The organism is Pseudomonas sp. NPDC087336 (assembly GCF_044744285.1).
In the GTDB taxonomy this organism is placed as follows: Bacteria; Pseudomonadota; Gammaproteobacteria; order Pseudomonadales; family Pseudomonadaceae; genus Aquipseudomonas.
The window spans coordinates 21,234-40,696 of record NZ_JBIUYA010000004.1; the positions used below are offsets into that span (position 1 = coordinate 21,234).

Sequence of the window (19,463 nt, forward strand, 5' to 3'; positions counted from 1 at the left end):
GAGATCGGATACATGGACAGCAAGGCAGAAACCGGCAGCGTACGTTCCGTCGAGCGTGCCCTGGCGATCGTCGAGTTGCTGGGAGAGCATCAGGCGCTGGGCCTGGAGGAATTGCACTACCTGACTAGCCTGCCCAAGGCCACGGTGTCGCGCATGCTGCTGACCTTGCAGGAGCAAGGCTGGATCTATCGCGGCTTGAGCGACCGGCGTTACCGCTTGTGTGCCAAACGCCTGTTCGGTGACAGTCGGCAGCGCTTCAAGCGGCGCCTGGTGGAAAACGCCGCGCCGCTGTTGCTGGAATTGAGCGAGCGCACCGGGCTGGTGGCGGACCTGTCTTGCTTCGATGGCGAACGGGTGGAAGTGATGGAAAGTGCGATCCCTTCGAACCTGCGCAAGCGTTACCCCAACAACTGTCAGATCGTGGGCCAGCATGCCAGCCTGTTTCATTCGGCCATGGGTCGGGCTTGCCTCGGTGAGCTGGAAAGTCATGAAGTGCAGCGCCTGGCCGAGCGTGAGCGGCTGAGCGACGAGTCGCTGTTCAGTGCCACGCAACAGGCATTGCATCAAGGTTTCGGCCAGCGCACCGAAGGCTACTGGGAATACCCGGTGCGTTTACCCTTCCTGATTCGCGCGGTGGCCTTGCCGATTCACACCGAGGGTCGGTTGGTCGGCAGCATGGCGTTGCATTGGCCGATGGATCAGGCGCCGGTGGAGCGGGTCCTGAGCCTGCACCTGAACAGCCTCGCCGCCACCATTGGCGATGTGCAGCAGGCGATGGTGTAAACCCGAAAAGATCGCAGCCTGCGGCAGCTCCTACAGGATGTACACCATTGCAATGTAGGAGCTGGCGCAGGCGGCGATCTTTTGATCTTCGGTTTGCAATAGCGCCGTGGGCAGTTAAGGTTCAGCACAGGTTTATCTGCCCCACGAGTCTTTATGTTCAAGCGGTCTGTCACCAAAACCCTTACCTGCCTGCTGTTGGCGGGCGCTTCGCTGTCGGCCCAGGCCAACTGGTACCTGGACGGCGAATCCTCGCGGCTGTCGTTCGTCAGCACCAAAAACGCCAATGTTTCCGAAGTGCAGCGCTTTTTAGTGTTGCACGGCAAAGTCGATCCCAACGGCAAGGCCGAGGTCGAAGTCGAGCTGGAATCGATCAACAGCGGCATTCCCTTGCGTGATGAACGCATGCGCAAGGACTTGTTCGAGGTCCAGACCTTTGCCGAAGCGCTGATCACCACGCAAATCGACCTGCGGCCGATCAATGACCTCGCGCCGGGTGCGCAACTGGAATTACGCCTGCCGCTGACCGTCGACTTGCACGGCAAGCAACACACCTACAACGCTGAACTGCTGGCCACCCGTCTCGATGACCGGCGTTTCCAGGTGGTGACGCTGGAGCCGGTGGTGATCAATGCCGAAGTCTTCGATCTGGCGCCCGGCCTGGAAGCGCTACGCAAGGTCGCCGGCCTGTCGGCCATCAGTCTGTCGGTGCCGGTGGGTGCGGTGCTGATCTTCACGGCGCGTTGACATGGCCGGCCCGATCTTTCCCTGGCGTGAAGGCAATCGCTTCGAGTTACTGGTCGACGGCCCGCAATTCTTCCCGCGCATGCTGGTGGCGATTGCCCGGGCCGAAGAACAGGTCGAGCTGGAGCTGTACCTGGTGGAGGCGAGCGCCTGCGCCGAAGCCATGGTGCAGGCACTGGTCCAGGCCGCCGAGCGCGGTGTGCGGGTGCGCTGCCTGTTCGATGACTATGGCAGCCTCGCCTTTACCCTGACCCTGCGCCAGCGGCTCACGGCCGCCGGTGTCGAGCTGCGCTTCTACAATCGCCTAAGCTGGCGGCGCTGGGTCGGCAACTTCTACCGCGATCACCGCAAGCTGTTGCTGGTGGACCAGAGCATGGCCGTGGTCGGCGGCACCGGTGTGACCGATGAATTCTGGACGCCAAACGAAGACGTCAGCGAGTGGCACGAAGTGATGGTGGAAATCACCGGCCCGCTGGTGCTCGACTGGCAATTGCTGTTCGACCGCCAATGGATCGCCAACCGCCATCGTCGCGCCTGGCGACCGGCCTCGCATTTCGGTCTGCCGCGCTTGCCCCGCGTGCCAGCCATGGGCGAGGGCATGGGCCGGGTCGCCTATGCCGACGCCCGCCAGCACCGGGACATCCTGCAATCGCTGATTCGCGCGTTGAACAGCGGACAGAAGCGGATCTGGCTGGCTACCCCGTATTTTCTGCCGACCTGGAAAGTCCGTCGTTCACTGCGCCGCGCGGCCTCCCGAGGGGTCGATGTGCGGCTGCTGTTGACCGGACCTCGCACCGATCACCCGTCAGTGCGTTACGCCGGGCATCGCTACTACCCGCGACTGCTCAAGTCCGGGGTGCAGATTTTCGAGTACCAGCCGTGTTTCCTGCACCTGAAAATGGTCCTGGTCGATGATTGGGTGAGCATCGGCTCGTGCAATTTCGATCACTGGAATCTGCGTTTCAACCTGGAGGCCAATCTTGAAGCGCTGGACCCTGGATTGACCCGTGACGTGGTGGCGAGCTTCGAAAAGGACTTCTCGCTAAGCCAGGAAGTCAGCCTGGAGGCATGGCAACGCCGGCCGCTGTGGAAGCGGGTCAAGCAGCGGGTGTGGGGGTGGGTGGACCGGTTGGTGGTGAATCTGCTGGATCGACGGGGATAGTCGTCTCACCAAAAAACACTGTGGGAGCTGGCTTGCCAGCTCCCACAGTGGGTGGCGGTGTGACGGGGGTTACAGCAGTTCGAAGCTCTGCTGCGTCACATCCTGGGAGTCCAGGCCGATCTGCACGTTGAACTTGCCCGGCTCGGCGGCGTACTTGAGCTGGGTGTTATAGAACTTCAGGTCGTCTTCGGTGATGGTGAACTGCACGACTTTCTGTTCACCGGCCTTGAGCATGACTTTCTGGAAGTTCTTCAGCTCCTTGAGTGGACGGATCATCGAGCCCGTCTCGTCCTGGATGTACAGCTGAACCACGGTTTCGCCGTCACGCTTGCCGGTGTTTTTCAGCATGACACTGGCGTCGAGCTTGCCGGTCTTGTTCAGCGTGGTCGATGACAGTGCCATGTCGCTCAGGCTGAAATCGGTGTAGCTCAGGCCATAGCCGAACGGAAACAGGGGACCGGTGGTGTCATCGAAGTACTGCGAGGTGTAGTTGCCTGGCTTGCCCGGTGTGAACGGCCGGCCAATGCTCAGGTGGTTGTAGTAGGTCGGAATCTGCCCCACCGAGCGCGGGAAGGTGATCGGCAGTTTGCCCGACGGGTTGTAGTCGCCAAACAGCACGTCGGCGATGGCGTTGCCGCCTTCGGTGCCGCTGAACCAGGTTTCGAGGATCGCGTCGGCCTGTTCTTTCTCTTCGAGAATCGACAGTGGACGGCCGTTCATCAGTACCAATACCAGCGGTTTGCCAGTGGCCTTCAAGGCACGGATCAGCTCGCGCTGGTTTTCCGGAATGTTCAGGTCGGTACGGCTCGACGATTCGTGGGACATGCCACGGGATTCGCCCACCGCGGCGACCACCACATCGGCATCCTTGGCGGCTTTCACCGCTTCGTCGATCAGCACGTTGGCCGGACGTGGATCATCCACTACTTCCGGGGCGTCGAAGTTGAGGAAGTTCAGGTAATCGAGGACTTTCTTGTCGCTGGTGATGTTGGCGCCACGGGCGTAGATCAGCGTCGATTTGTCACCGATCACATTGCTCATGCCATCGAACAGGGTCACCGATTGCGCCGGACGACCGGCGGCGGCCCAGCTACCCATCATGTCGATCGGGGCCTTTGCCAGCGGGCCGACCAGGGCTATTTTCGCGGTTTTCTTCAGTGGCAGGGTTTCGCCCTGGTTCTTCAGCAACACCAGGCTGCGGCGCGCTACATCGCGGGCCTCGGCACGGTGCAGGCGGCTGTCGGCGTAGGTGTCGGCCGGATCGTCCTCGGCCTTGCCGATGCGCAGGTACGGGTCCTTGAACAGGCCCATGTCGTACTTGGCGTCCAGCACCGCACGCACGGCGTTGTCGATGTCGCTCTGCTGGATCTCGCCGGCCTTGAGCAGACCCGGCAATTCCTTGCCGTACAGGGTGTCGTTCATGCTCATGTGGATGCCGGCCTTGATCGCCAGCTTCGCCGCCTCACGGCCATCGCGAGCGACGCCGTGTTTGATCAGCTCGAAAATAGCGCCATGGTCGCTGACTGCCAGGCCCTTGAAGCCCCATTCCTTGCGCAACAGGTCGTTCATCAGCCAGGTGTTGGCGGTGGCCGGCACGCCGTTGATCGAGTTCAGCGCGACCATCACCCCGCCAGCGCCGGCGTCAATCGCGGCGCGATAAGGCGGCAGGTAATCCTGGTACATCTTGACCGGGCTCATGTCGACCACGTTGTAGTCGCGCCCGCCTTCGACCGCGCCATACAGGGCGAAATGCTTGACGCTGGCCATGATGCTGTCGGCGGCGTTGGCACCTGCACCCTGGAACGCCTTGACCATCACCCCGGCAATGCGCGACACCAGGTAGGTGTCTTCGCCGAAGCCTTCGGATGTACGGCCCCAGCGCGGGTCGCGGGAGATGTCGACCATCGGTGCGAAGGTGATGTCGAGGCTGTCAGCCGCGGCTTCCTTGGCGGCGATGCGCCCGGACAGCCCGATGGCGTCCATGTCCCAGCTCGAGGCGAGGGCCAGCGGGATCGGGAAAATGGTGCGGTGGCCGTGGATCACGTCGTAGGCGAAGAACATCGGGATCTTCAACCGGCTGCGCATGGCCGCGTCCTGCATCGGACGGTTTTCCGGGCGGGTGATCGAGTTGAACGTACCGCCGATGTTGCCGGCCGCGATTTCCTTGCGGATCAGCTCCCGGGGCATTTCCGGGCCGATGCTGATCAGGCGCAACTGGCCGATTTTTTCATCGAGGGTCATCTGCTTCATCAGGTTGCTGACGAAAGCGTCCTTGTTCTCCAGGGGTGCGGGCGTCGTGGCGGCCAGTGCGTTATGACTGGCCAGGCTGACGAACAGGCCCAGCAAACACAGCTTCTTCATGAATAGTTTTCTCAAGGGCCCAAGCGGCGATGTACACGCCGGCCAGCCAAAATTTAGGGAGCGACTATTGTTGTTCGGGTGCTGACTCAAAAAACGGCAGCCGAATGCCCGATGCGATTTTTGCGCAGGGCATCTTTTAGCCCATTGCCCGGATGCAATCCAGTGGCGCGGCCGATTATGCCCCAAGAGCCGGCCGAGAGGGTCGCCGGTTGTTTTTTCCATGAAACGTGAAGGGAGTATCACCCTGATGAATGTTCGACAGTCCTACCGGTCGAGGCTGCAAGTTGCCACGTTGCTCATGCTGGCCACGTTGCTGACCGCCTGTGGCATCAACAACATCCCGACCCTCGATGAGCAGGCCAAGGCCGCCTGGGGCCAGGTGCAGAACCAGTATCAGCGCCGTGCCGACCTGATCCCCAACCTGGTGGAAACCGTCAAGGGTTATGCCGCGCATGAAAAGGAAACCCTGACGGCCGTGATCGAAGCCAGGGCCAAGGCCACCTCGATCCAGGTTGACGCCTCCACGCTCGACAACCCGGAAAAGCTCAAGCAGTACCAACAGGCACAGGATCAACTCAGTGGCGCCTTGAGCCGCCTGATGGTGGTGTCCGAGCGTTATCCGGACCTGAAGGCCAACCAGAACTTCCTGGCCCTGCAGTCGCAACTTGAAGGCACCGAGAACCGGATCAGCGTGGCTCGACGCGATTTCATCCTGGCGGTGCAGAAATACAACACCGAGATCCGCACCTTCCCCGGTCGCCTGTGGCACACGGTGATGTACAGCAACCTGCCGGAACGCGAGACCTTCGAGGCTACGCCGGGGTCGGAAAAGCCACCCGAGGTCAAATTCTGATCGTAGCGTCACCACGGACGAGGTAGCCCATGCGCGTGTTGAAAGCTGGCCTGGTGTTGTTGCTGTGGGTGTTTGCCCTGACGGTCCAGGCTCAATTGAAGTTCCCGGAGCTGACCGGGCGGGTGGTGGACAACGCCCAGTTGATCGAGCCTTCGGTGCGCGAGCAGTTGACGCAACAGCTTCAGGCCCATGAAAAAGTCACCGGTGAGCAGCTTGTGATAGTGACTTTGCCAGACCTGCAGGGCGCCGATATCGCCGATTTCGGTTACCAACTGGGCCGCTACTGGGGCATCGGCCAGAAGGACAAGAACAACGGCGCGTTACTGATTGTTGCCCGTGATGAGCGCAAATTGCGCATCGAAGTCGGCTATGGCCTGGAAGATCGCCTGACCGATGCCCAGAGTTCGGTGATCATCCATCAGTTCATCACCCCGGCGTTCAAGGCTGGCAATTTCAGTAAAGGCATCAGCGACGGGGTAGCGGCGATGCTGGTGGTACTGGGCGGCAATCCCCTGGACGAACCCTCGACGGTCTACGAGTCCAGCGGCGATCCCAGTGACGATTTCCTTTCGCGGCACCCGGGGTTGTTCGTGTTTGTGGTGTTGATGTTCATCCTGACAGTATTTGTTTGCCAAATGCTCGGTATCCTTCCAGCCGGACGTGGCGGTTCCGGTGGTTCCGGTGGCGGGTTTGGTGGCGGTGGTTTCGGCGGCGGTGGGGGCGGGGGCTTCAGCGGCGGAGGGGGCAGTTTCGGTGGCGGCGGTTCCTCGGGCGGCTGGTGATGACACAGCGGATAAAAACTATAGCGAGCAGGCATTCAACCCCATGGCATTACTGACTGAACACGAGCAACGCAAGGTCGCCGAGGCGATCGCCCGGGTCGAGCGAAACACCGACGCGGAACTGGTCACCGTGCTCGCGGCTCGCGCCGACGACTATGTGTACATCCCGCTGCTCTGGGCCAGCCTGCTGGCACTGGTGCTACCGGGTATCGTGCATTACCTGACCGGTTGGCTGACCTTGCACAGCCTGCTGCTGGTGCAATGGATCACCTTCATCGTGCTGTGCCTGGTATTGCGCATACCGAAAATCACCACGCACCTGATTCCCCGTTCGGTGCGTCACTGGCGCGCCTCGAACCTGGCGCGCCGGCAATTCCTGGAGCAGAACCTGCACCACACGGTCGGCAGCACCGGAATCCTCATTTTCGTCTCTGAAGCCGAGCGCTATGTGGAAATCCTGGTGGATGAGGGTATTTCCAGTCGGCTGGACAACAGCAATTGGGATGCGATTGTCGCGGATTTCACCCGGCAGGTGCGACAGGGCCAGACGTTGCAGGGCTTTGTCACCTGCGTCGAGGCGTGCGGTGAGTTGCTCAAGGTGCACGTGCCGGTGACGCATGTACGCAACGAGTTGCCAAACCGCCTGGTCGTGCTCGGTTGAGGCTGGCCGTCGCACACTTTTGTAACGCTTGACGGTACAACTGCGGCAGGTTGTCCGGCGCCTGTCTGGTCTTCAACATCTCCCTCCAATAGCGAACGCCCTGTGACGGGCACTCTGACGTAGAGGGAGTATTTATGTCAACGCATCTACCGCTCGACTCTTTTGCCGCTGCCGCGCCGCCGGTCCATCTGACCGCGAAAGAAACACAAGCCTTAATGTGGTGCTTCAGAGGCAAGACTTCCTGGGAAATCGCCAGGATCCAGAATTGCTCGCCAACCACGATCAACTTCCACTTTTCCAACATTCGCCGCAAGTTTGCGGTCAGGTCCCGGCATGCCGCCTTGCTCAAGGCCATTGAGTCAGGAGTTATTGTCATCGACAGCGTCGATGATCGAGGTGTCCATGAACCTGACTGATTCGGCTTACAACAGTATCAGTGGGCTCCTGCTGGGATTGGGGATCGCTACACTGCCTGCGATTGATGGCGAAGCGCTGTTTGGTGCATCGCTCGGGGCGTGGCTGGTTACGACCACTCGCGTTGACTTCAAGGCCTGGCAGCGTATCGGCTCCTGGTTGCTTTCGGCGGGCGTTGGCTATCTGTTTACCCCCGTCGCGCTGCCGCTGGCGCCTTTCCTGACTGCGGGGGTAACGGCATTTCTGTGCGCACTGATCATTATTCCCATCAGCGTCAAGGTCATGCAGTGGGTCGATGGCGCTGGCCTGGGTGAAATCATTGAGCGCCTCAAAGGACGAGGCTGATGGGTATTAACTTGTCATCATCAAGTGCCGCAGCAACATTGCGCGAGTGCTGCGCCTTCAAGTAAACAGCATGACATTATGTTTCGTTCGACTGTTGAAGTGTCGACAGAATAGACGCCATCTCTGAAAGTTTGAGTTCCATTTCACGCAGGCGGCGTTTTTCCTCCAGGGCATTTTGTATGGCGCAGCGATCTTCTTCGCTGAGCAATCGCCACATCGCGAGAATTGTGTTCTCCCGAGTGGCTGTTTCCTGATTGTGTTCAACGGCATTGGCAGCAGCGCTGTCGCGCAGGACCGGCCCTTCACCCAGCAACAACCAGTCGAGTGAAATACCGCGCGACTGAGCGATATCTACGCATAATGAGTATGGCGTGCTGTCGCGACCCTTCCAGCTGCTGAGGGTTTGTGGGCTGACTTGTAGCGCCGAAGACAAAGATGCATCGCTTTTTGTGCCAGTAATTTGCTTTAGTCGCGCTAAAACAGCCTGAGATTTTTTGCTACGCAATTTGAGCCTCTTCCTTTTGACACATGCTGTTTGAGTGCTTAATGTATGCGCAATGAGTATTTCTTTTAAATGAGTAATCAATCTTCAACTATGAGTCAGATGAATTTGATGTCGAAACTTCCTAATGGTAGCAGGGTGATTTCCTACATGTTTGGTTCTCATCCAATGCGCCGATGTTCATTGCACTTTCTTTTTTCTGGTGGGCGTTACTTGCAGTGCCGGGTTGCAGCAATCTTCGCTTCAAGCAGTATTGCGTTTGATTATGTTGATTACCACCCGATGAACAGTGGGATCCAGGCATGAGTACATACAAAATGGTGTGTCCGCACTGCTTGAGTCGGATGCGAATCCGCACCAGCGAGGGGCGTCATATTTTCCTGCGGATAGCCTACTTGCAATGTACGTCGGAAGCCTGCGGCTGGTCGGTACGGGCCGAGTTCGAAATGACTCACGAACTCTCTCCCAGTGGAATGCCCAATCCTGCCGTGCGCCTACCTTTCGCCGGACCCGATTTGCGGCACGCCGCCCGGCCTGTTGCACCAAGTGAACCGACGACGTCGGCGCCTCTGGAGTCATGAACATGAGCGCAATTGTTGAAGACGAGGATTTGAATGAGCAATTGTTGACCATCGCCCAGGGATTCCTGGCCCGTCATGAAAGCGATGCAGCCGTTGATGACCAGGTGCTGTTCTGTCGTGCCGTGAAGCACTTGCAAGGGATTGATGTGCCGATGCACCTGGCGGAACGACTGGTCAGCCACGCCTATGGGGAGCTCAAGTCCTGCAACGATCGACGACGCCTGGACATCGGCGCAAGCTCCGACACCGTCGCGGTCATCACTGACCCGGCCAATGGCTTGACGTGGGCCGTACCGGTGGGATTGATCGTCAGGCATGTGATCAATTCACCGAGCAATCGCAAACTTCGGCTGGTGGAGCCCTGAAGTATCGGCGAATGCAAAGCAGGTCTGGGGGCATATTACCGGGCCTGCGAAAAATAACCCCGTGCCCAAAACCCGCATCCCCCCTAAAATACCGGGCATTCTCCGATTCGTACTGCCCGAGGCCGTTTTTCCATGTCCGTCACCGCCACTCCCGCCAGCCTCGTGCCGGACCATCACGCCCAGTTCATCGACCTGCTGCAATCGAGCCTGGAGCAGAACGCCTTCATCAAGCTGGTGCTGGCCAAGTACGCGGGCAATGAAGCGGATCTGCAGCGGATCATCATCAAGCCGGTGACGGTCAAGGCGCAGTCCTGTCTGTCCTTCGTCTATCGCTACAAGACCCGCGACATCACCAAGAACTTGCCATTGGTCGACGGTGTAGCGCTTATCAAAGACTTGTTGCCGGCATCGTTCAAGAATGCGCATTTGTTGTCATTGACCGATGAAGCCCAGCTCGAATATAGCAAAAAGGGCAAATCTTCACTGTTCAAGAGCAAACCCCAGCAATTGCGCGAAGTGCCGTCCGCCGGGCACAACCGCGAGAAAAACCGCTTTCTGGCGCTGGACCGGCCGTTTCTCGCCGACCTGGGCGTCACCAACACGCAGCATGAATTGATCCCGGCGATGTCGCGCAAGTGGAAGCAGATCAACAAGTTCATCGAAGTCTTCAGCCATGCGCTGACCTCGTCTCCACTGGCGTTGGACCGCCCGGTTCGCGTGGCGGACTTTGGCTCCGGCAAGGGTTACCTGACGTTTGCGATCCACGACTATCTGCGCAATACCCTGAAGACCGAAGCGCAAGTGACCGGCGTCGAGTTGCGTGAAGACATGGTCACCCTGTGCAACGCCGCCGCGGCAAAGCTCGAGCACCCAGGGCTGGTCTTCAAGTGCGGTGATGTGCGCAGCGTGGCACCGAGCGAGCTGGATGTGATGATCGCGTTGCATGCCTGCGACATCGCCACGGACTATGCGATTCACACCGGCATTCGTTCCGGTGCCTCTATCATCATGTGCTCGCCGTGCTGTCACAAACAGATCCGCCTGCAAATCCAGAGCCCGGCATTGCTCAAGCCGATGTTGCAATACGGCTTGCATCTGGGACAGCAGGCGGAAATGGTGACCGACAGCTTGCGTGCGCTGTTCCTCGAGGCCTGTGGCTACGAGACCAAGGTGTTCGAGTTCATCTCGCTGGACCACACCAACAAAAACAAGATGATCCTGGCAGTCAAGCGTGCCGAACCGGGTGATCCGGCCCAGCTATTGGCGAAGATCCAGGAACTCAAGGCGTTCTACCACATCACCGAGCATTGCCTGGAAACCTTGTTGCGGGCTGACGGTTACCTCTGATCACCGCCCGATTCAGGCCGTGGCAATACGTGCAGGCTTGACCGCCGTCCTGCGTCCCAGCACGACGGTCAGGATCACCCCGCCAGCAAACAGCCAGGTGATCGGCTCGACGTGTTCGCCAAAGAACAGCGCCGAAAAGCCGATGGTGAAGAAAATCTGCAGCAGCTGGATCTGGCTGACCCGGGCAATGCCACCGATGGCAAGCCCCGCATACCAGGCGAAGAACCCGATGAATTGCGAAAACAGCGAGACGTAGCCGAAGGCCCACCAGGTCTTGGCCGAGATCTCGCCCTGATGTTGCAACCCAAGGTACAGCACTGGCCCGACCAGCAGCGGCGTCGACAGCACCAGTGCCCAGCAGATCACTTGCCAGCCACCCATTTCCTTGGCCAATCGGCCACCCTCGGCGTACCCCAGGCCGCCCACCGCAATCGCGCCGAGCATCAACAGGTCACCGGCCTGGATGCTGCCGGCCCCGCTGATCAGCGCATAACCGAGCACCAGCGCACTGCCCAGCGCGGCGCAGGCCCAGAAGGCTTTCGACGGGCGTTCGTGGGATAGCCATGCGGCGTACAGCGCCACACACAGTGGCTGCAAGCCATTGACCAGTGCGCCATGGGACGCCGGCAAGGTTTGCATGGCCCACGCCGACAGGACCGGGAACCCGAGGATCACCCCGGCAATGACCAGCGTCAGGCCTTTGACCTGCTTCCAGGTTGGCCATTTCTCACGCCGCCACAACAACAGCAACGCCGCGGGAATAGCCGCGAACAGCGCCCGGCCCAGGCCGTTGAGCAGTGGATGCATTTCCTGCACGACGATGCGTGTGAAGGGCAGGGTGAGGCTGAAGATCACAACGCCGAGCAGGCCCAGGGCCATGCCGGTGTTTTCGCGGGTGGACATGATGGCAACCAGAATCTTGGAAGATGGGAGGTGCTTTCATCTAGCCATAAACCGTTGTTTTTGGCGCTTACAGCTGGGCACAGAATTATCCGTACAGTTGGGAGCGAAGCTGCTGCCAAGTGATCGCCGTAGTAGCTGGTTATTACCCACCCCCACGGATAAGGACTACCTTGAATACTCCTGCATGCCCATGCATTTCCCAGAGGAGTCCTCCCCATGGCGGCGAAAAAAATCCTGATGCTGGTTGGCGACTACGTCGAAGACTATGAAGTGATGGTACCGTTCCAGGCCCTGCTGATGGTCGGTCACACGGTGCATGCCGTTTGCCCGGACAAGAGCGCCGGCCAGACCGTGCGCACCGCCATCCATGACTTCGAAGGCGACCAGACCTACAGTGAAAAACCAGGTCATCTGTTTGCCCTGAACTTCGATTTTGCCAAGGTAAAAGCGGCGGATTACGACGCGGTGCTGATCCCCGGTGGTCGTGCGCCGGAGTACTTGCGCCTGAATGAAAAAGTCCTGGAACTGGTGCGCGATTTCGACAAGGCTGGCAAGCCGATCGCCGCCGTGTGCCATGGTGCACAATTGTTGGCCGCCGCCGGGATTCTCGAGGGGCGTGAATGCAGCGCCTACCCGGCCTGCGCCCCAGAAGTGCGCCTGGCGGGCGGTACGTTTATCGATATCCCGGTGACGGACGGCCATGTTCAAGGCAATCTGGCGACGGCACCGGCCTGGCCTGCCCACCCGAGCTGGCTCGCCGGTTTTCTCGGCTTGCTGGGCACCAAAATCACGCTGTAACGGGAGACCCGTCCATGTGCGAGCTGTACGTCAAAGCAGATCCGATTCTCTACGAATCGCGCTCCCGCTCGCTGCGCATTTGCGGGGTGGTCACCACCCTGCGTCTGGAGAATCAGTTCTGGGACATCCTCAGCGAAATCGCCGAGAGCGACGGCATGACCACCAATCAGCTGATTGCCAAGTTGTATGAAGAGGTCATGGACTACCGCGGTGAGGTGGTCAATTTTGCTTCGTTCTTGCGGGTGAGTTGTACGCGCTATCTGACCCAGCGGCGGGTGCAGGCGCCGGAGTTGTCGGTGGTGCGGGCTGCGGTGAAGTAGCACAACCGTGTTGACCTCTTCGCGGGCATGCCCGCGAAGAGGCCGGTACAGGCGACAAAAATACCGGCCTGGTCTTTACTCTGAAGCGCGCAATCCCCTCATTCGCCAAGGAGAAAGAACATGTCCGGATGGTATGAAGTGAGCAAGAGCAGCAGCGGTCAGTTCAGGTTCGTGCTGAAGGCGGCGAACGCCGAAACCATTCTGACCAGTGAGCTGTACACCACCCGCGCGGCGGCCGACAAAGGCATCGCGTCGGTGCAGGCCAATAGCCCGCTCGATGAACGCTACGAGAAGAAAACCACCAAGGATGGCCATCCTTACTTCAACCTCAAGGCGGGTAACCACGAGACTATCGGCAGCAGCGAAGCCTATTCCTCTGAGTCCGCGCTGGAGAAAGGCATCGCCAGTGTGAAGACGAACGGCCCGACCAAGGTGATCAAGGACAAGACCCTGCCGGTGCTTTGACTGTTAGAGATCGTTCCCACGCTCTGCGTGGGAATGCAGCCAGTGACGCTCCGCGTCACTGGACGCAGAGCGTCCCTTGAGACATTCCCACGCAGAGCATGGGAACGATCAGTGGCGGAACGATCAACGCAGAGTTTTCAACAGGCCTTGCAGTTGCCCAAGTCCTGCGTCATCCAGGGCAAACACCGGCAGCCGTGGATCACCCACCTCCAGCCCGGTTTGGCGCAAACCGGCTTTGATGGTCGCCGGCAAACCACCCTTGAGAATGAAGTCCAGCAACGGCAACTGGCGATAGAACAGTTCACGTGCCTTGTTCAAGTCGTTGGCCAGCACGGCTTCGTACAGGTCGAGATTGAGCTGGGGGATCAGGTTCGGCGCCGCAGTGCACCAGCCTTTTGCTCCGGCCGCGAAGGCCTCCAGCGCCAGTGGGTTGCAACCGTTGTAGAACGGCACCTGACCTTCGCCCAGGCGATACAGTTGATGCATGCGCTGGATGTCACCAGTGCTCTCCTTGACCATGGTCACGTTTTCCACGCCCTTGACGATGCGCAGGATCAGCTCCACCGACATGTCGGTGCCGCTGGTGGCCGGGTTGTTGTAGAGCATGATCGGTACGCCGATGCTGTCGCCGATGGCGCGGTAGTGCGCAAGGATTTGCGCTTCGCTGAGTTTCCAGTATGACGTCGGCAGCACCATCACCACGTCGGCGCCATGGGCTTCGGCGAAGCGGGCGCGACGGACCGCTTTGGCAGTGGTCAGGTCGGACACGCTGACAATGGTCGGCACACGCTTGGCCACGTGCCTGATGCTGAACTCGGCGACCTGGTCCCACTCCGCGTCACTCAGGTAAGCGCCTTCGCCAGTGCTGCCCAGTGGCGCGATGGAATGCACGCCGCCGTCGATCATGCGGTCGATGGAGCGCCCGAGCGCGTCCAGGTCAACGCCTTCGCCATTGGCGGTAAAAGGGGTGATAGTGTAGCCGATGATGCCGTGAATGGTTGCGGTGGACATGGTGTCTCTCCGTTAAAAAAAGATCTGGGTTCAGTTCAGGCAATCGGCGTGTCGACGCAGGTTCTGCCGGGCGGAGTAATTGAAAGCGGCGGCGTGACGCTTGGGCCGGGCAATCCAGTCGTGGGCTTCACGGCCCAGCTCTGGAATGATCGGCTTGATGGTTCCGGCGCTCATCGCCAGCAGCTGCAACCTGGCGGCGCGCTCGATCAGTTGGGCAATCACACAGGCCTCCTCAATGGTGGTGCCGGTGGACAACTGGCCGTGGTGGGAAAGAAGGATCGCCCGTTTGTCGCCCAGGGCGCCGGCAATCAATTCGCCTTCTTCATTACCCACCGGTACACCGGGCCAGCCTTCGAGAAACGCGCAGTCGTCATAGAGCGGGCAGAGGTCCATGTGGGAAATCTGCAGCGGCACTTCCAGCATCGATAACGCCGCGACGTGAGTCGGGTGGGTGTGAATGATGCAGTTCACATCCGGACGGGCGCGGTACACCCAGCTGTGGAAACGGTTGGCCGGGTTGGGCATGCCATGGCCTTCGAGCACGTCCAGGTCTTCGTTGACCAGCAACAGGTTGCCCGCGGTGATTTCGTCGAAACCCAGGCCCAGTTGTTGAGTGTAATAGGTGCCAGGCTGCGGGCCGCGGGCGGTGATTTGCCCGGCCAGGCCAGAGTCATGGCCATTCTCGAACAGAATGCGGCACGTCAGGGCCAGCTTTTGCCGGTCGGTCCACGTATTATCCGTGAGGGTGTTTTGCATCTGGGTCAGCGCTTGCTTGACCAGTTGATCTTTGGGCAGTGCTAATGTCTTCGCCATATCGGTGTCCTCTTTGGCTGGGTCATGCGTATGACACGAAAGATGCTATATGACACTTTGTGTCATAGGCAAGGACAATTCGTCACCTCCTTGATGGATTAATCGCTATACATGTCTATCCGTTTGAAATTATTGAGAAAAAAACTTGGCGTAACCCTTGAGGCCTTGGCGGAAAAATCCGGCATGACCAAGAGTTATCTGTCAAAAGTCGAACGCGGCCTGAATACGCCGTCGATCGCGGCCGCGTTGAAACTGGCCAAGGCACTGAACGTGAAGGTCGAGGAGCTGTTTTCCGAAGACAAGGTCAGCCTCGACAGCTACAGCCTGGTGCGCAGCCATGAGCGCCAGCCACTGGGGGCCAGCGACGACAATCGGGGTTATGCGGTGCTGGCCCATCAGGTCAGCGAACGCAGCTTGCTGCCGTTCATCATTTACCCGCCGACCGAATTCACCGATAGAGCCTTCAAGGAACACCTGGGCGAAGAGTTTCTATTCGTTCACGAGGGGCAGGTGGAAGTGGATTTCGTCAACGAGCGCGTGCTGCTGAGCCGTGGTGATGCGCTGCACTTCAACTCACAGAAACCGCACCGGTTACGCTCGGTGGGCGAAGTGCAGGCGCAATTGCTGGTGGTGGTGCATAGCAGCGAGGAATGAGTTGACTGGGCTGACGCCTTCGCGAGCTGGCTCGCTCCCACAGTGAAATGCATTCCCCCTGTGGGAGCGAGCTTGCTCGTGATGAGGCCAGCCGACGCACCGCTAAACTTCGACTGGAACCGATAGTTTCGGGCTACCCAGCACATGCGTCTTCGAATCAAAAAACCGCAACTCGACACTCGTCCCCTCGAACACCTTCGCGTAATGCCGCTTCTGATGCTGGATGAACGCCTTGCTGCGCGGGTAGATCGAGATCGCCACCACCTTCGGTTTCGCCAGGCGCAAGGCGTGCACGATGTGGCTGTCCTGCTCGCCCAATGCATGCCCGAAAATGCACAAGCCATCGCCATGGCCGAGCAACTGGTCGTAGCAGAACGACAGGTAATCGGAACTGCGGATGGTCTTGAGCTTGTCCGCGCTCGGCCCTTCGTTGATGAACAACGGCACGTCGTCGAGGGTCTTGATCGTGTTGTTGATGGCGAAATTGCCCAGCAACGTGCCCTCGGTCGACATCAGTTTGCGCGCCGTGCCGTCCTGATTGCGCACCAGGTGCAGACCGCCGTGCAGGTACAGCAAGCGGGTTTTTGCGGTGGCGGTAACGCTCAGGTCGAAGGCAGGTTCTGAACCCTGGAACAGATCGGTGATCGCCTCGGGTTGCTGCTGGATCGCCCAGTAATTGAGCAAGTCGTAGTTGGTGGTGAACACCGTGCGATAACGGCCCAGTTCCTGACCAATCGTTGCCAGGCTCGACGCCTCGACCAACCGCCACGGGATGTGTACCGCGTGCACGGTGTTGATCAGCGCTTCCTTGATCGCGTAGTAACGATTACGCGGTGCGGCAGAGCTGACGGCCAAGGCCTTGTTGACCCGGCTGGTGGTTTTCAAGGCGCTGAGCACCTGCTCGAAACTGCGTGTCTGCAGCGCATCGAACACACTCAGCTCGGACGGGCTGAGGGGTTTTTCTTCGACGGTGCGGGCGTTTTCGAACAGCGAGTCGTAGCCGAAGTCGTCCCACACCGCACGGCTGGCCCCATTACCCACCAGCAGACCGTCGAACGCAGCGCTGCTGCGCAAGACGTTCCAGTCTTCAAGTTGGGCGTCGACATCCTGGAAATCGGTCATTGCGGGGCTCGTCTCGAAGCAAAAGGTCTGATGGGCGGCGACTTTATCATGGTCGGGCGTTGAGCCTGGCCCGCATCACGCAGATCATCGCGCCCAAGGCCAGCAAGGTGCAAAGCAGCGATAGCGGCCATGCCTGCGCAGTGGCGATCAGGCTCGCAATCGCGCCAATGGCGGCAGCCATCAGTTGATGGATGAAACCACTTAGCGCCATTGCATAAGCACCGCCCACCGGCGCACCGTCGTTGGCCAGGGATAGACTGATGGGGTAGTTAAGTGACTGGCCGAATACTGCAAAGCAGTAGGGTAGCCAGAACAGAAGTGCTATTGAGGTGCCTGCGACACTCCCCAGCAACATCACCGCGCTTCCAGCCAGCACCAATCCCACACCGATCTTCATCAGCCAATGTCGGCCGGTACGAAGTACCAGGCTATTGACCCCCAGCGCTCCCAGAAAATACGCCGCGCTGATGGGCCAGCCCAATAGCCCATACTCCACGGGCGACCAATTGAATGGTCCTTGCAGGATAAGTGGTGCTGCAGTGTTGAAGGCAATGATTACCCCGTATCCCAACCCCCCGGCCAACGCCGGCAACAGAAAGTCCCGATGACGAAGAATTTGCCAGTAGCTCGGCCAAGTGGTTAACCGGGCGTTTTCCTCAAACCGTGGCGCAAAGGTGATTCGCGCCACGACCACCGCCATCGTGAGACTCACGCCGCCCAACAGGTAGAAAATTGCTGGCCAGCCCAGCGCCACCTGAATGATCGACCCGAGGTACTGGCCGATACCCAGCGCAACCACAAAGGAAATCGAAAGCCAGGAGAACGCCTTGGCCAGCAGGTCACCGCTGAAGCTGTCGCGGATCAACACCCGGGCCATTACCGAAATCCCGCTGGCACCAACGCCTTGAAGCAGGCGTAGGACCAGAAACGATTCCAGGGTCGAGCCCAAGGGCAAGGCGAGATTTCCCAGACCAAACACACCCAATGCCGCAAGCAATACCGGTTTGCGGCCGATATGCTGGGCGAGACTGCCCCAGAACAACATTGGCAGGGCCATACCGATCAGATACACCGCTAGCCCCCAAGACACCTGTGACGCTTCGGCAGCCAGTCCATGGGCAATTTCCGGTAACGCCGGCAGGTAGATGCTCATGCCCAGTTGCGCAAGAAAAACCGTGCAGCAGGTAACGAGGAGGGTGGTGTTGTTTTTCATTGAGTTGTCCCTGGTTTTTTAGCAGTCGACATCCTGTCCGTGAGTACGCAAAAGCTCGGTGACTAGCTTGCAAAAGTGGCGGATCAGCAGTGGATCCATATCGGCGCGCAAGGTGATTCTAATTGCAGCTTTTCCTTGCGCGACTACCGGAAAGAACACCGCCGAAGTGAAGAAGCCTCGGTTGGCCAATTCAGTTGCGATGCTGTTTGCAAGTGTCGCTGCACCACAGTGAACAAGCCGAATCGCCATATTGGAATCGCGTTGTTCAGTTTTTACAAGGCTGTCGAAAAGCCGGATGTTTGTCTGAAGCTTTTGCTGCAATGCAGCAAACTCAGGAGTGCGATGGAGACGGATTGACGCTCTGCCGGCTCCGATAGCAGCACTGTTGAGGCTTTGTGACCAGTTGCTGGGTCCCCCATAACGTTCAATGAGCTTTTTCTGTCGATTGCAACCCAGCATGACCACTCCGCCACTCGCTCCGAATGACTTGGCCAGCGAAGCAACAATCAACGTGTCCTCGTCCAGAGCACCCAATCGAGGGCGAACAAGTCCTGTGCCGAATTTTCCTACGGCGGATAGTGCGTGTGAGTCGTCCAAAAAAAGAAACAAGCCATATCGCTGCTTCAGATACAGCAAGCTATCCAAGTCAGCAACGCCACCCATGCTATAGGCTCCGTCGGCAACATAGGCGACTTTCGTGTTCTGTTTACATAGGTCTTCGAGATAGTCCATGTCGTTATGCGGACATGTCATTACGCGGGTTTCATCTGCACACGCGGCCTTAAGATGGTTCATCGAATAATGCGCCAATCTGTCAAAAACCATTAAAGGTGATTGGTCCTGCGTGAACACGCCACTGGCCAGCAATGGTAGAACTCCGGAGCTGGCTGCACTACATGATAAAGCGCTCAGGCAATTGGCGCCGAACAACTCGGACAACTCGGTTTCGTACTGTTCAAGAATTGTGAGTTTGCAGCGATTTTTCGAGTTTGCGACACGTAAAGTGCCAGTTTCTCTCAGGGTGCTCATGGCACCTTCAAGAAGGGCTGGATGATGATCCAGCCCCAGGTAGGAGGTGGTACAGAAGTGGTGAAAGGAGCGCCCGTACTGGTCAATCATCTGATTCGTGTTTTCAATTTCGACATTGAGGCCGGCAATTTTTCCTGTTTGTGCTGTCTCCCAATCATGATCAGCTAGGGAAACTCTGAAAAAGACTTTCAGATTTGGTGAAATAGCCGTCTGATCCGAATACGACGGTTGAGCCCCG

General features: G+C 58.9%; 23 protein-coding genes. 15 read left to right on the top strand and 8 right to left on the bottom strand.

Annotation, left to right across the window (positions count from 1 at the left end; translation table 11 throughout):
- Positions 1-12 precede the first annotated feature (12 nt).
- From ACIO0C_RS05005 to ACIO0C_RS05015, 3 genes are all read left to right on the top strand, one after another.
- A complete protein-coding gene (locus tag ACIO0C_RS05005; RefSeq protein WP_401308622.1) occupies positions 13-783 on the top strand; it encodes an IclR family transcriptional regulator in 771 nt (256 codons plus the stop codon).
- A 153-nt stretch (positions 784-936) separates the two neighbouring features.
- A complete protein-coding gene (locus ACIO0C_RS05010; protein ID WP_401308624.1) occupies positions 937-1,527 on the top strand; it encodes a YceI family protein in 591 nt (196 codons plus the stop codon).
- Position 1,528: 1 nt separating this feature from the next.
- The gene (locus ACIO0C_RS05015; protein WP_401308627.1) at positions 1,529-2,686 is read left to right on the top strand and encodes a phosphatidylserine/phosphatidylglycerophosphate/cardiolipin synthase family protein; all 1,158 of its coding nucleotides are present in this window, start codon (positions 1,529-1,531) and stop codon (positions 2,684-2,686) included.
- Positions 2,687-2,755: 69 nt separating this feature from the next.
- Here ACIO0C_RS05015 and bglX read toward each other — a convergent pair whose 3' ends face one another.
- A complete protein-coding gene (bglX, locus tag ACIO0C_RS05020; RefSeq protein WP_401308630.1) occupies positions 2,756-5,047 on the bottom strand; it encodes a beta-glucosidase BglX in 2,292 nt (763 codons plus the stop codon).
- A gap of 247 nt (positions 5,048-5,294) precedes the next feature.
- Here bglX and ACIO0C_RS05025 point away from each other — a divergent pair, with 247 nt between their 5' ends.
- From ACIO0C_RS05025 to ACIO0C_RS05045, 5 genes are all read left to right on the top strand, one after another.
- Positions 5,295-5,900, top strand: coding sequence for a LemA family protein (locus ACIO0C_RS05025; RefSeq protein ID WP_008055581.1), 606 nt, complete (start codon positions 5,295-5,297; stop codon positions 5,898-5,900).
- A 29-nt stretch (positions 5,901-5,929) separates the two neighbouring features.
- Positions 5,930-6,682, top strand: a complete 753-nt coding sequence (locus ACIO0C_RS05030; RefSeq protein ID WP_401308633.1) for a TPM domain-containing protein — start codon at positions 5,930-5,932, stop codon at positions 6,680-6,682.
- Positions 6,683-6,725: 43 nt separating this feature from the next.
- The gene (locus ACIO0C_RS05035) at positions 6,726-7,343 is read left to right on the top strand and encodes a TPM domain-containing protein (protein ID WP_401308636.1); all 618 of its coding nucleotides are present in this window, start codon (positions 6,726-6,728) and stop codon (positions 7,341-7,343) included.
- A 134-nt stretch (positions 7,344-7,477) separates the two neighbouring features.
- The gene (locus ACIO0C_RS05040; protein ID WP_401308638.1) at positions 7,478-7,759 is read left to right on the top strand and encodes a helix-turn-helix domain-containing protein; all 282 of its coding nucleotides are present in this window, start codon (positions 7,478-7,480) and stop codon (positions 7,757-7,759) included.
- Positions 7,746-8,102, top strand: coding sequence for a putative holin (locus tag ACIO0C_RS05045; RefSeq protein ID WP_401308641.1), 357 nt, complete (start codon positions 7,746-7,748; stop codon positions 8,100-8,102). The genes ACIO0C_RS05040 and ACIO0C_RS05045 overlap by 14 nt, the downstream gene beginning before the upstream one ends.
- Before the next feature lie 76 nt (positions 8,103-8,178).
- On the opposite strand, the gene ACIO0C_RS05050 is transcribed toward ACIO0C_RS05045, so the two are convergent.
- Complete coding sequence (locus ACIO0C_RS05050) at positions 8,179-8,607, bottom strand: helix-turn-helix domain-containing protein (RefSeq protein ID WP_401308643.1); 429 nt, start codon at positions 8,605-8,607, stop codon at positions 8,179-8,181.
- Between the two features lie 299 nt (positions 8,608-8,906).
- Here ACIO0C_RS05050 and ACIO0C_RS05055 point away from each other — a divergent pair, with 299 nt between their 5' ends.
- The 3 genes from ACIO0C_RS05055 (at position 8,907) to ACIO0C_RS05065 (ending at position 10,897) form a co-directional block, all read left to right on the top strand.
- Positions 8,907-9,185, top strand: coding sequence for an ogr/Delta-like zinc finger family protein (locus tag ACIO0C_RS05055; protein ID WP_401308646.1), 279 nt, complete (start codon positions 8,907-8,909; stop codon positions 9,183-9,185).
- A 2-nt stretch (positions 9,186-9,187) separates the two neighbouring features.
- Positions 9,188-9,550 (top strand): hypothetical protein, encoded by a 363-nt coding sequence (locus tag ACIO0C_RS05060; protein WP_401308649.1) that lies wholly within the window; start codon positions 9,188-9,190, stop codon positions 9,548-9,550.
- Positions 9,551-9,682: 132 nt separating this feature from the next.
- Positions 9,683-10,897, top strand: a complete 1,215-nt coding sequence (locus tag ACIO0C_RS05065) for a class I SAM-dependent methyltransferase (RefSeq protein WP_401308651.1) — start codon at positions 9,683-9,685, stop codon at positions 10,895-10,897.
- 12 nt (positions 10,898-10,909) lie between these two features.
- Here the strand turns inward: ACIO0C_RS05065 and ACIO0C_RS05070 are convergent, their stop codons facing one another.
- Positions 10,910-11,800: a DMT family transporter gene (locus ACIO0C_RS05070; protein WP_401308654.1), complete on the bottom strand. Its 891-nt coding sequence runs from the start codon at positions 11,798-11,800 to the stop codon at positions 10,910-10,912.
- 216 nt (positions 11,801-12,016) lie between these two features.
- On the opposite strand from ACIO0C_RS05070, the gene ACIO0C_RS05075 reads away from it, so the two are divergent.
- The 3 genes from ACIO0C_RS05075 (at position 12,017) to ACIO0C_RS05085 (ending at position 13,383) form a co-directional block, all read left to right on the top strand.
- Complete coding sequence (locus tag ACIO0C_RS05075) at positions 12,017-12,598, top strand: DJ-1/PfpI family protein (RefSeq protein WP_008055591.1); 582 nt, start codon at positions 12,017-12,019, stop codon at positions 12,596-12,598.
- Positions 12,599-12,612: 14 nt separating this feature from the next.
- Positions 12,613-12,918 carry a ribbon-helix-helix domain-containing protein gene (locus ACIO0C_RS05080; RefSeq protein ID WP_401308656.1) on the top strand — a complete coding sequence of 102 codons (306 nt, stop codon included), beginning with the start codon at positions 12,613-12,615 and terminating at the stop codon, positions 12,916-12,918.
- 120 nt (positions 12,919-13,038) lie between these two features.
- A complete protein-coding gene (locus tag ACIO0C_RS05085; protein WP_401308659.1) occupies positions 13,039-13,383 on the top strand; it encodes a YegP family protein in 345 nt (114 codons plus the stop codon).
- 123 nt (positions 13,384-13,506) lie between these two features.
- Here the strand turns inward: ACIO0C_RS05085 and ACIO0C_RS05090 are convergent, their stop codons facing one another.
- Together ACIO0C_RS05090 and ACIO0C_RS05095 are read right to left on the bottom strand one after the other, a co-directional pair.
- A complete protein-coding gene (locus ACIO0C_RS05090; protein WP_401308662.1) occupies positions 13,507-14,394 on the bottom strand; it encodes a dihydrodipicolinate synthase family protein in 888 nt (295 codons plus the stop codon).
- A gap of 30 nt (positions 14,395-14,424) precedes the next feature.
- Positions 14,425-15,207, bottom strand: a complete 783-nt coding sequence (locus tag ACIO0C_RS05095) for an aldolase (RefSeq protein ID WP_401308664.1) — start codon at positions 15,205-15,207, stop codon at positions 14,425-14,427.
- Positions 15,208-15,318: 111 nt separating this feature from the next.
- Here ACIO0C_RS05095 and ACIO0C_RS05100 point away from each other — a divergent pair, with 111 nt between their 5' ends.
- Positions 15,319-15,861, top strand: coding sequence for a helix-turn-helix domain-containing protein (locus ACIO0C_RS05100; RefSeq protein WP_401308667.1), 543 nt, complete (start codon positions 15,319-15,321; stop codon positions 15,859-15,861).
- Between the two features lie 102 nt (positions 15,862-15,963).
- Here ACIO0C_RS05100 and ACIO0C_RS05105 read toward each other — a convergent pair whose 3' ends face one another.
- The 3 genes from ACIO0C_RS05105 to ACIO0C_RS05115 are packed head-to-tail and all read right to left on the bottom strand — an operon-like array spanning position 15,964 to position 19,429.
- Entirely contained in the window at positions 15,964-16,983 is a 1,020-nt protein-coding gene (locus tag ACIO0C_RS05105) for a DUF4917 family protein (protein WP_401308670.1), read from the bottom strand.
- Positions 16,984-17,029: 46 nt separating this feature from the next.
- Positions 17,030-18,196 (bottom strand): MFS transporter, encoded by a 1,167-nt coding sequence (locus tag ACIO0C_RS05110; protein WP_401308673.1) that lies wholly within the window; start codon positions 18,194-18,196, stop codon positions 17,030-17,032.
- Positions 18,197-18,214: 18 nt separating this feature from the next.
- Positions 18,215-19,429 carry an aminotransferase class I/II-fold pyridoxal phosphate-dependent enzyme gene (locus ACIO0C_RS05115; protein WP_401309236.1) on the bottom strand — a complete coding sequence of 405 codons (1,215 nt, stop codon included), beginning with the start codon at positions 19,427-19,429 and terminating at the stop codon, positions 18,215-18,217.
- Positions 19,430-19,463: the final 34 nt, after the last annotated feature.

What these genes read in the sequence shown, in the direction of transcription:
- ACIO0C_RS05095 (WP_401308664.1), bottom strand. Translation starts at nt 15,207, where the DNA reads ATGGCGAAGACATTAGCACTGCCCAAAGATCAACTGGTCAAGCAAGCG.
- ACIO0C_RS05045 (WP_401308641.1), top strand. Translation starts at nt 7,746, where the DNA reads ATGAACCTGACTGATTCGGCTTACAACAGTATCAGTGGGCTCCTGCTG.
- ACIO0C_RS05065 (WP_401308651.1), top strand. Translation starts at nt 9,683, where the DNA reads ATGTCCGTCACCGCCACTCCCGCCAGCCTCGTGCCGGACCATCACGCC.
- ACIO0C_RS05040 (WP_401308638.1), top strand. Translation starts at nt 7,478, where the DNA reads ATGTCAACGCATCTACCGCTCGACTCTTTTGCCGCTGCCGCGCCGCCG.
- ACIO0C_RS05075 (WP_008055591.1), top strand. Translation starts at nt 12,017, where the DNA reads ATGGCGGCGAAAAAAATCCTGATGCTGGTTGGCGACTACGTCGAAGAC.
- ACIO0C_RS05070 (WP_401308654.1), bottom strand. Translation starts at nt 11,800, where the DNA reads ATGTCCACCCGCGAAAACACCGGCATGGCCCTGGGCCTGCTCGGCGTT.
- ACIO0C_RS05100 (WP_401308667.1), top strand. Translation starts at nt 15,319, where the DNA reads ATGTCTATCCGTTTGAAATTATTGAGAAAAAAACTTGGCGTAACCCTT.
- ACIO0C_RS05015 (WP_401308627.1), top strand. Translation starts at nt 1,529, where the DNA reads ATGGCCGGCCCGATCTTTCCCTGGCGTGAAGGCAATCGCTTCGAGTTA.
- ACIO0C_RS05105 (WP_401308670.1), bottom strand. Translation starts at nt 16,983, where the DNA reads ATGACCGATTTCCAGGATGTCGACGCCCAACTTGAAGACTGGAACGTC.
- ACIO0C_RS05035 (WP_401308636.1), top strand. Translation starts at nt 6,726, where the DNA reads ATGGCATTACTGACTGAACACGAGCAACGCAAGGTCGCCGAGGCGATC.
- bglX (WP_401308630.1), bottom strand. Translation starts at nt 5,047, where the DNA reads ATGAAGAAGCTGTGTTTGCTGGGCCTGTTCGTCAGCCTGGCCAGTCAT.
- ACIO0C_RS05110 (WP_401308673.1), bottom strand. Translation starts at nt 18,196, where the DNA reads ATGAAAAACAACACCACCCTCCTCGTTACCTGCTGCACGGTTTTTCTT.
- ACIO0C_RS05060 (WP_401308649.1), top strand. Translation starts at nt 9,188, where the DNA reads ATGAGCGCAATTGTTGAAGACGAGGATTTGAATGAGCAATTGTTGACC.
- ACIO0C_RS05090 (WP_401308662.1), bottom strand. Translation starts at nt 14,394, where the DNA reads ATGTCCACCGCAACCATTCACGGCATCATCGGCTACACTATCACCCCT.
- ACIO0C_RS05080 (WP_401308656.1), top strand. Translation starts at nt 12,613, where the DNA reads ATGTGCGAGCTGTACGTCAAAGCAGATCCGATTCTCTACGAATCGCGC.
- ACIO0C_RS05030 (WP_401308633.1), top strand. Translation starts at nt 5,930, where the DNA reads ATGCGCGTGTTGAAAGCTGGCCTGGTGTTGTTGCTGTGGGTGTTTGCC.
- ACIO0C_RS05005 (WP_401308622.1), top strand. Translation starts at nt 13, where the DNA reads ATGGACAGCAAGGCAGAAACCGGCAGCGTACGTTCCGTCGAGCGTGCC.
- ACIO0C_RS05010 (WP_401308624.1), top strand. Translation starts at nt 937, where the DNA reads ATGTTCAAGCGGTCTGTCACCAAAACCCTTACCTGCCTGCTGTTGGCG.
- ACIO0C_RS05055 (WP_401308646.1), top strand. Translation starts at nt 8,907, where the DNA reads ATGAGTACATACAAAATGGTGTGTCCGCACTGCTTGAGTCGGATGCGA.
- ACIO0C_RS05025 (WP_008055581.1), top strand. Translation starts at nt 5,295, where the DNA reads ATGAATGTTCGACAGTCCTACCGGTCGAGGCTGCAAGTTGCCACGTTG.
- ACIO0C_RS05085 (WP_401308659.1), top strand. Translation starts at nt 13,039, where the DNA reads ATGTCCGGATGGTATGAAGTGAGCAAGAGCAGCAGCGGTCAGTTCAGG.